At 71.6% G+C, this 8506-nt stretch carries 6 protein-coding genes; 4 read left to right on the top strand and 2 right to left on the bottom strand.

From position 1 onward, the window contains the following. Positions 1 to 584, bottom strand: a 584-nt coding sequence (locus VM840_08295) for an endonuclease/exonuclease/phosphatase family protein (GenBank protein HVL81575.1), incomplete at its 3' end; no start/stop codon positions are given. Between the two features lie 75 nt (positions 585 to 659). Here VM840_08295 and VM840_08290 point away from each other — a divergent pair. Together VM840_08290 and VM840_08285 are read left to right on the top strand one after the other, a co-directional pair. Further along, entirely contained in the window at positions 660 to 995 is a 336-nt protein-coding gene (locus VM840_08290) for a metalloregulator ArsR/SmtB family transcription factor (protein ID HVL81574.1), read from the top strand. Beyond that, positions 992 to 2152 (top strand): GNAT family N-acetyltransferase, encoded by a 1161-nt coding sequence (locus VM840_08285; GenBank protein HVL81573.1) that lies wholly within the window; start codon positions 992 to 994, stop codon positions 2150 to 2152. The genes VM840_08290 and VM840_08285 overlap by 4 nt, the downstream gene beginning before the upstream one ends. Positions 2153 to 2239: 87 nt before the next feature. Here the strand turns inward: VM840_08285 and VM840_08280 are convergent, their stop codons facing one another. Further along, entirely contained in the window at positions 2240 to 4015 is a 1776-nt protein-coding gene (locus VM840_08280) for a 3-hydroxybutyryl-CoA dehydrogenase (GenBank protein ID HVL81572.1), read from the bottom strand. Positions 4016 to 4109: 94 nt separating this feature from the next. Between VM840_08280 and VM840_08275 the strand changes: the two genes are divergently transcribed. Together VM840_08275 and VM840_08270 are read left to right on the top strand one after the other, a co-directional pair. After that, the gene (locus VM840_08275) at positions 4110 to 6431 is read left to right on the top strand and encodes a CehA/McbA family metallohydrolase (GenBank protein ID HVL81571.1); all 2322 of its coding nucleotides are present in this window, start codon (positions 4110 to 4112) and stop codon (positions 6429 to 6431) included. A gap of 26 nt (positions 6432 to 6457) precedes the next feature. Continuing rightward, entirely contained in the window at positions 6458 to 8431 is a 1974-nt protein-coding gene (locus VM840_08270; protein HVL81570.1) for a protein meaA, read from the top strand. Positions 8432 to 8506 lie beyond the last annotated feature (75 nt).

The raw sequence follows: 8506 nt of genomic DNA, 5'->3' as shown, positions 1-8506 counted from the left end.
GGGTGGGCGTTGACGATCGTCACCTGCTGTCCCCCCACCGTCGTCGTCACCGCGTGGCACGAGCAGTCGTCCCGCCCGAGCATAGGCGTGACGACCTCGGTGAGCCTCACCCGCGACATGAGCCCCATCCCCAGGGCGTGGGGCTCGGGGTGCAGGACCCGGTGCGGGTACCGGTCTCCCATCCGTCGCACCAACGCCTCGGCGTGCGGTCCGCTCAGCTCGTGCAGCGCGACGACGTCGGCGTCCAGGCGCTCGAACATCTCGACCATCCCGTCGATGTCGCGGTTCGTGAAGAGCAGGTTGGCCGTCACGATCCGCAGCCGGCCCGCGCCCTCGGGAGCCGAGTTGGGCACGAACATCGGCCCGTACTCGAGCGAGAAGAAGGTGACCGGAACCATCAGGAGCGCGAGCGCGTGCCATCGACGCCGTATCAGCGCGAGGGGCACGAGGAGCATGAGCGGAGCGAACCCGAGCCACGCGCCCAGGTCCACGAGCTCGAAGAGCCGGACGGCACTGACCGGGGTGAAGCGAAGCGCGGTCCAGACGGTGGCCGCGAGCGCGTACAGCAACGCGAGGACGGTCATGGCGCAGCAGTATCCCCCCATCTGGGCCGGTCCATACGCATTGACGTACGTCGATATATCGACTAGTATCGATGGATGAGCGCGGACGGACCCCTTCCACTGGCCGGGTGCTGCGGCCTGGTCGACCCGGCGATGGGCGAGTCGGAGGCGGCTCAGGTGGCCGAGAGGTTCAAGGCGCTGGGGGACCCGACGCGGGTCCGGATGCTGAACCTGCTCGCCCGCAACACCGAGCTGTGCGTCTGCGACATCCAGGCCCACTTCGACCTCGCGCAACCGACCATCTCCCACCATCTCTCCGTCCTGCGCCGGGCGGGGCTGGTCTCGAGCGAGACGAAGGGGCGGTGGGCCTTCTACCGGGCGGATACCGAGACGATCGCGGCCCTCGGGGCCGTGCTGGAGGTGGAGCGATGAACGAGATCACCGAGCGGGTCCGGGAGCGCTACTCGGCGGCCGCGGTCCGACTGCCCGACGACGCCGGCGGCCTCCCGCCGACGCTTGGCCTCGGCGACCCCGTCGCCCTGGCCGCGGTCCGGCGCGGGGAGACGGTCCTCGACCTGGGGTCGGGCCCTGGGCGCGACCTCTTGGCCGCCGCGGCTGCGGTCGGGCCGTCCGGACGCGCGATCGGCGTCGATATGACGCCCGAGATGCTCGACCGGGCGAGGTCGGCCGTGTCCGGGCTCCCGAACGTGACGCTGCTCCAGGGCGAGCTCGAGGCCCTCCCGGTCCCCTGCTCCTCGGTCGATGTCGTCATCTCCAACTGCGTGGTCAACCTCGTGGAGGACAAGCGACGGGCGCTGGTCGAGGCCTACCGCGCGCTCGTGCCGGGCGGCCGGCTGGCGATCCTGGACACCGCCTTCGATGCGGAGCCCGGACCGGCGGTCCGAGGCGACGCGGACGCCTGGTGCGGCTGCGTCGGGGGCGCCCTGGTGGCGTCTGAGTACGAGGCGCTGCTGGCGTCCGTCGGGTTCACGGACGTCCGGCTGCAGCGGACGGACGGTGAGTGCGGCGAGGGATGCCGGACCGGCGACGCCTACCCGGTCGCCGTCACGGCGACCAAGCCCGGTCGCTGGGAGCCGGCCACCGACGTGCGCACGGCCGTGCCCGCCGACCGGGAGCGCATCGAGGAGCTGATCGCTCAGGCCGGGCTCCCCCTGTCGGGGCTGCGGACCGAGGACGCGCTCGTCGCCCTCTCCGACGGCGCCGTCGTGGGAGCGGTCGCGGTGGAGCGGCGTGGACCCACCGCGGTGCTCCGCTCCCTCGCGGTGGACCCTCAACGGCGACGCGAGGGTCTCGGCTCCCGGCTCGTCATCGGCGCGCTGGAGGTCGCGCGCTGGTCGGGCGCGCGAGAGGTGTACCTCGCGACCTCAGACGCCTCCCGGTTCTTCGCCCGCCTCGGGTTCGTCCCGGTCTCACGCGAGCGCGCCCGGCGGATGTGCCCCACCACCAGCCTGTCGGGTGAGTCGTGCGCGGACGCGGCCCACATGAGGCTCGGTTTCGAGGACCCCGGACACCCGGTCGCCCCGCTGCGCAAGGAGCTCCCCACCTTCCAGGACAACGCCTGCTGCTGAGAGGAGGACGCCATGTGCCCGTGCGGCTGCGGTTGCTGCTGAGCTGAGACGACGGACCGGCTCCCGGGAGCCGGTCCGTCGTCCGGCCTAGTACGTGTGGAACCCGCGCTTGGTCTTCCGCCCGAGGTACCCGGCCTTCACCATGTGCTCGAGCAGCGGCGCGGGCGCGTAGCTCGGCTCCCGGAACTCGGCGTGCAGCGAGTTGAGGATCTCGAGCGTCACGTCGAGCCCGACGATGTCGGCCAGCGCCAGCGGCCCCATGGGGTGGGCGCACCCGAGCGTCATCGCGGTGTCGATATCGGTCTCGGTCGCGTAACCCGACTCGAGCATCTTCACGGCATCGTTGATGTACGGGAACAGCAGCCGGTTCACGATGAACCCCGCGCGGTCCTCGCAGAGCACGGCGTGCTTGCGCATCCGCTCGACGGCCGCCTTGCTCGTCGCGATCACCTCCGGCGACGTGGCCACCGTGGAGACGAGCTCGACCAGCCGCATGATGGGCGCCGGGTTGAAGAAGTGCACGCCGCAGACGCGGTCCGGGCGCGAGGTGACCGAGGCGAGCTCGACCACGGGCAGCGAGGAGGTGCAGGTCGAGAGGATCGCGTCCGGCTTGGCCACCGCGTCGAGCTCGGCGAAGACCTGCTTCTTGAGCTCTAGGTCCTCGGCGAGGGTCTCGACCACGAGGTCCGCGTCGGCCAGCGCCTGTATCTCGGTCGTCCAGGTGACCCGGCCCAGAGCGGCGTCGCGGTCCTCCGGCGACATGCGACCGCGGTCGACCGCGCGACCGAGCGACCTCTCCATGGCGGCCTGCGCCTTGGCCAGCGAGTCCTCCGACCTCCCGCGGCAGACGACGTCGTAGCCGGCCTTGGCGGCGACCTCCACGACCCCCGACCCCATCGTGCCCGTCCCCAGGACGGCGACCGTGCGGATCTCCCCGGTGGGGTTCGGCAGCGTCACGGACCGTCCGCCCCGCTCGTCCTGCAGCACGTCCGGGGAGCCGGGCTCGGCGTACGTGTAGAAGCCGTGCCCGCTCTTGCGGCCCCGGTACCCGGCGCTCACCAGGTGCTTGATCATGGGGGCGGGCGCGTAACGGCGGTCGGAGAACTGCCGGTGCAGCGACTCGAGGATGAGGTAGCAGGAGTCGAGGCCGACGAGGTCCATCAGCGCGAGGGGACCCATGGGGTGTCCCGCCCCGAACCGCATCGCGGCGTCGATGTCCTCCCGGGAGGCGAACCCCGACTCGAGCATCCGGACCGCCTCGTTGAGGTACGGGAAGAGGAGCAGGTTCGCGATGAAGCCCGCCCGGTCCCGGCACGCGATGGCGGTCTTGCCCAGCGCCTCGGCGAATCCGCGGGCCTGCTGGAGGGCCGCGTCGTCGGTGGTGACCGTGTGGACGAGCTCGACCAGCTGCATGACGGGAGCCGGGTTGAAGAAGTGCAGGCCGACCACGCGCTGGGGACGGTTCGTCGCCACCGCCAGCTCGATGACCGGTAGCGAGGAGGTGTTCGTGGTCAGGAGCGCCTGCTCGGGGAGGAGGGCGTCGAGCCGGGCGAACACGTCACGCTTGAGGTCGAGCTGCTCGGGGACGCACTCCACCACGATGTCGGCGTCCTTCAGGCCCTCGAGCTCGGTATGGGCGGTGATCCGTCCGAGGGCAGCGTCGCGGTCGTCCGATCCCAGCTTCCCGCCCGTCACGGCGCGCTCCATCGACGACCGGATCCGCTCGAGCCCCCGCTCCACGGCCTGGTCGTCGACCTCGTGGACGCGCACCTCGTACCCCGCGCGGGCGCAGACCTCGCTGATGCCCGACCCCATGGTCCCGCACCCGACGATGCCGACCACGCGGATGTCCCCGATGCCCATGTGCTGCCTCCCGGTCGTTGCTGTCCGGGCCTAGGGTGCCAGACCCGGCGGGGGGCCGGCAGGAAGGGCTCTCCGGGCGGCGAATGGGGTGGTCGTGCGAAGAGCGATCCTGTGGACGGCCGTCGTGGCCGTCGTCGTCCTCGGCCTCCCCGGCTCCAGCCCCGCCCCGGCGAACGTGGCGGCGCGGTTCGCCGAGCACCGGGTCGGGGTCATGCACACGCATACCGGCTACTCGGACGGCGCGCCGCGGACGACCGCCCGCGACGTGCACGAGGCGGCCAAGGGCCGCGGGCTCGACTTCGCGGCGCCGGCCGAGCACTCGGAGGCCTTCCCCCTGCCCAACACCGTCTCGGAGAAGTGCCTCCCGTCGGCCGGAGGGAGCCTGGCCGAGTGCATCCTGGCCGACGCCATCCCCGACGCCGCCGACAAGTGGGACGCGCAGCGTCGCCACGCCGTCCGGGCCACCGTGCCCGGGGAGTACCTGGGCATGCGCGGGTTCGAGCTCACCGACGACGTGCACGGGCACATGTCCGTCTACTTCTCCCGCAACTACACGGTCCGTAGCGCCGGCGAGGGATCGCTCGAGGCCTTCTACGCCTGGCTGCGCACGCCGGCCCACCTCGGGGGCGGGTCCGACGGGCTGGCCACGTTCAACCACCCCAACGACAAGGGGACCGCCGGGGACCCCCGCCGCAACTGGAACGACCTCGCCTACGTCGCCGACCTGGACGACCGCATCGTCGGCATCGAGATCTTCAACCGGAACCGGACCCGGTACGAGCCCTGGGTCGTGCAGGCGCTGGACAACGGTTGGCACCTCGGGATGGTCGGCTCGGAGGACCACCACGGCACGAGCTGGGGCGACCCGTCGCTGCCCCGCACGGTCGTGATCTCGGACGACCTGACGATGCCGGCGATGAAGGAGGCTATGCGCCAGCGGCGGACGTACGCGATCGCCCGCCCGGACATCCGCATCGACCTGAAGGTCGACGGCCGGGAGCAGGGCGCGATCCTGCGCACCCCGGCTCCCTCCGCGCAGCTGGTCGCGACCGTGACGGGTGCCGACGTGGCGGCGGTCCAGGTCATGACGAACAACGGGGAGATCGTCGAGGAGGTCGAGGGGACCGACGTCGACGTGTCCGTCGCGACGACCCCCGACGAGCGCTGGTACATGCTGCGCGTCCTCGACGGCGACGGGAAGCCGGTCGCGTACTCGGCTCCCGTATGGGTCTCGCAGGGCACCCCGGAGCCCGCGGAGGCTTTCACGCCCCGCTGGGTCGCGGGAGACCTGCACATCCACACGACGTGGTCGCACGACGCGTGGGGAGGCCCGGCCGACGACACGACGGACGCGGACGAGTTCTACACGCTCGGCTGGTCGCCGGGCGACCAGATCGCCATCGCCGAGTCGCGCGGGCTCGACTTCGTCGCCCTCACCGATCACAACAACACGCTCAGCGTCCACGACCCGGGGTACACGTCCGACCGGCTCACCCTCGTCCCCGGGTACGAGGCGTCCTTCGCCGGGCATACGCAGCTCGTCGGCGTGGATCGCTGCTTCGGGCGTGCGGGACAGACCGAACTCATAGACCGGTGCAACCGCGGCGAGATCGTCTCCGGCCGCAGCGCCGAGGACATGCGCGCGGTTGCGCGCCACGTGCGGGACGCGGGCGGACTCTTCCAGATCAACCACCCCTCGGACGGCAAGACGCCCAACGGCGACAACTGGAAGCAGCGGTTCGGGGACGGGAACGGGGCCCCCGACGGCGGGGACGCGATCGTCCCCGACTCGATCGAGGTCTGGAACGTCGGGGCGTGGCACTGGCAGGTGCCGGCACCCTCCTCGAACGACAACGACTGGTCGCTCGCCTTCTGGGAGACCTACCTGAACGCGGGCCACCGCGTAGCCGCGACGGGAGGGTCCGACAACCACTGGCGCAGCGTCACGGCTGTGGCCGGCGCCGGACAGCCGACCACCTGGGTCTACGTCACCGAGCCCGGCGTGGCCGGGATCGTCGCCGGGATCAGGGCGGGCAGGACCACGCTCTCCCACCAACCGCCCGCCCTCGGGGGCCCGCGTCTGGGGCTCGAGTCCGCGGACGGGACCTCCCTCATCGGAGGCGATGTCCAGCCGGGAGCTCAGGTGATCGTCCGAGCGGAGGGTGCGGCGCCGAACGCGATCGTCCGGGTCGTCACGAACCTCGGCCCGCAGGAGGTACCGCTGCCGATCGAGGGCGCGCTGCGCGTCACCGTCCCCGAGGGCGCCAAGTGGCTGCGGGCCGAGCTGCGGCGGGCCGACGCGCAGGACGCACGCCGCGCCGGCTGCGACCCCCTCGTGGGAGCCGGCACGACCTACTGCCGCAACCGGCTGGTGGTCGAGGCGCTCACCTCGCCGGTGTACGTCCCCGCCGCCTGAGACGGCCGCCCCGTTAGGCTGGGGGCATGGGCGTGAACAGGGAACGCGACCGTCCTTGGATCATGCGGACGTACGCGGGGCATTCGTCGGCGACGGCGTCCAACGAGCTGTACCGGCGCAACCTCGCGAAGGGGCAGACCGGGCTCTCGGTCGCCTTCGACCTCCCGACCCAGACCGGCTACGACTCCGACCACGTGATGGCGTCCGGCGAGGTCGGCAAGGTCGGGGTCCCCATCGGCCACATCGAGGACATGCGGGCGCTCTTCGACCAGATCCCGCTCGCCGAGATGAACACGTCCATGACGATCAACGCGACGGCCGCCTGGCTGCTCGCGCTCTACGTGGCGGTCGCCGACGAGCAGGGGGCGGACCGCCGGTCCCTTCGGGGCACGACCCAGAACGACATCCTGAAGGAGTACCTGTCGCGCGGGACCTACATCTTCCCGCCCGAGCCCTCGATCAGGCTGACCGCGGACACCATCGAGTTCACCGGTCGCGAGATGCCGAAGTGGAACCCGGTGAACGTCTGCAGCTACCACCTGCAGGAGGCGGGGGCGACGCCCGTCCTCGAGATCGCCTACACGCTCGCGAACGCCATCTGCTACCTCGACGCGGTCCGCGACCGCGGCATGCTCACGCCGGAGCGGGTCGGCGCGCTCTCCTTCTTCTGCAACGCCGGGATCCGCATCGTCGAGGAAGCCTGCAAGATGCGCGCGTTCACGCAGATGTGGGACCGCATCTGCCTCGAGCGGTACGGCGTGGAGGACCCGAAGCTGCGCCGGTTCCGCTACGGCGTCCAGGTGAACTCCCTGGGGCTGACCGCGGTCCAACCGGAGAACAACGTCTACCGGGTCCTGCTCGAGATGCTCGCCGTCACGGCGGGCCGCGACGCGCGGGCCCGGGCCGTCCAGCTGCCGGCCTGGAACGAGGCGCTCGGGCTCCCGCGTCCTTGGGACCAGCAGTGGTCGCTGCGCGCCCAGCAGATCCTCGCGTACGAGACCGACCTGCTCGAGTACGACGACATCTTCCGGGGGTCCGAGGTTATCGAGGCGAAGACGGCCGAGCTCGTCGAGGCCGCCTCCGTGGAGCTGCAGGAGGTGCTGGACCGAGGGGGCGCCGTGGCCGCCATCGACCACATGAAGGAGCAGCTCGTCGCCGCACACGCGGCTCGGATACGGGCCATCGAGTCGGGTGAGCTCACGGTGGTCGGGGTGAACGCCTACACGGGCGCCGAGCCGTCCCCCCTCGTATCCGGGGACGGGGAGTTCCACATCGTGAAGGTCCCCGCGGAGGTGCAGGCGGAGCAGATCGAACGGCTCGAGAGGTTCCGCGGCGCGCGGGACCGGTCGGCCGTCACCCGGACACTCGACGCCCTGCGCCGCGCGGCCGGGTCCGGTGAGAACGTGATGCCCGCGTCGATCGATGCGGCGCGGGCCGGGGTCACGACCGGGGAGTGGGCCGACGCCCTGAGGGAGTCGTTCGGGTCCTACCGCGGCCCCACCGGCGTGGGGGCAGCGGCGGCGGCGAGCGGGACCGCCGTGCCGGAGTCGATGTCCGAGGCGCGCGAGAAGGTGGGATCGGCGGCGACCAGGCTAGGCGTCAAGCGCCTGCGGATGCTGGTCGGGAAGCCGGGCCTGGACGGCCACTCGAACGGGGCCGAACAGGTGGCCGTCCGCGCGCGCGACCTGGGGATCGAGGTCGTCTACCCCGGCATCAGGCTCACGCCGGCCGAGATCGCCCGGATGGCGGCAGACGAGGACGTCCACCTGGTCGGACTGTCCGTGCTCTCGGGTGCCCACGACCTCCTAGTCCCCGAGGTGATCCAACAGCTGCGCGAGGCCGGCGTCGACCCCGCGCGCGTCCCAGTGATCGTCGGCGGCATCATCCCCGACGACGACGCGCAGAAGCTGCTGGAGCTGGGGGTCGCCCGCGTCTTCACCCCGAAGGACCACGACCTGACCCGGAACCTGGGCGAAGTGGTCGAACTGGTCGGCTCCTGACCACGTCCCGGTCCTCGGGGTGGCAGGATGATCGAGGAGTGGCCTCCGCACCGCAACCTATGTGAAGATAGTTTC

This window comes from Actinomycetota bacterium, from assembly GCA_035540895.1.
GTDB lineage: Bacteria > Actinomycetota > JAICYB01 > JAICYB01 > JAICYB01 > DATLFR01.
The sequence above is the reverse complement of the archived record's forward strand: the minus strand, read 5'-3'. Positions and strand labels throughout refer to the sequence as shown.

What these genes read in the sequence shown, in the direction of transcription:
- VM840_08290 (HVL81574.1), top strand. Translation starts at nt 660, where the DNA reads ATGAGCGCGGACGGACCCCTTCCACTGGCCGGGTGCTGCGGCCTGGTC.
- VM840_08285 (HVL81573.1), top strand. Translation starts at nt 992, where the DNA reads ATGAACGAGATCACCGAGCGGGTCCGGGAGCGCTACTCGGCGGCCGCG.
- VM840_08280 (HVL81572.1), bottom strand. Translation starts at nt 4,015, where the DNA reads ATGGGCATCGGGGACATCCGCGTGGTCGGCATCGTCGGGTGCGGGACC.
- VM840_08270 (HVL81570.1), top strand. Translation starts at nt 6,458, where the DNA reads ATGGGCGTGAACAGGGAACGCGACCGTCCTTGGATCATGCGGACGTAC.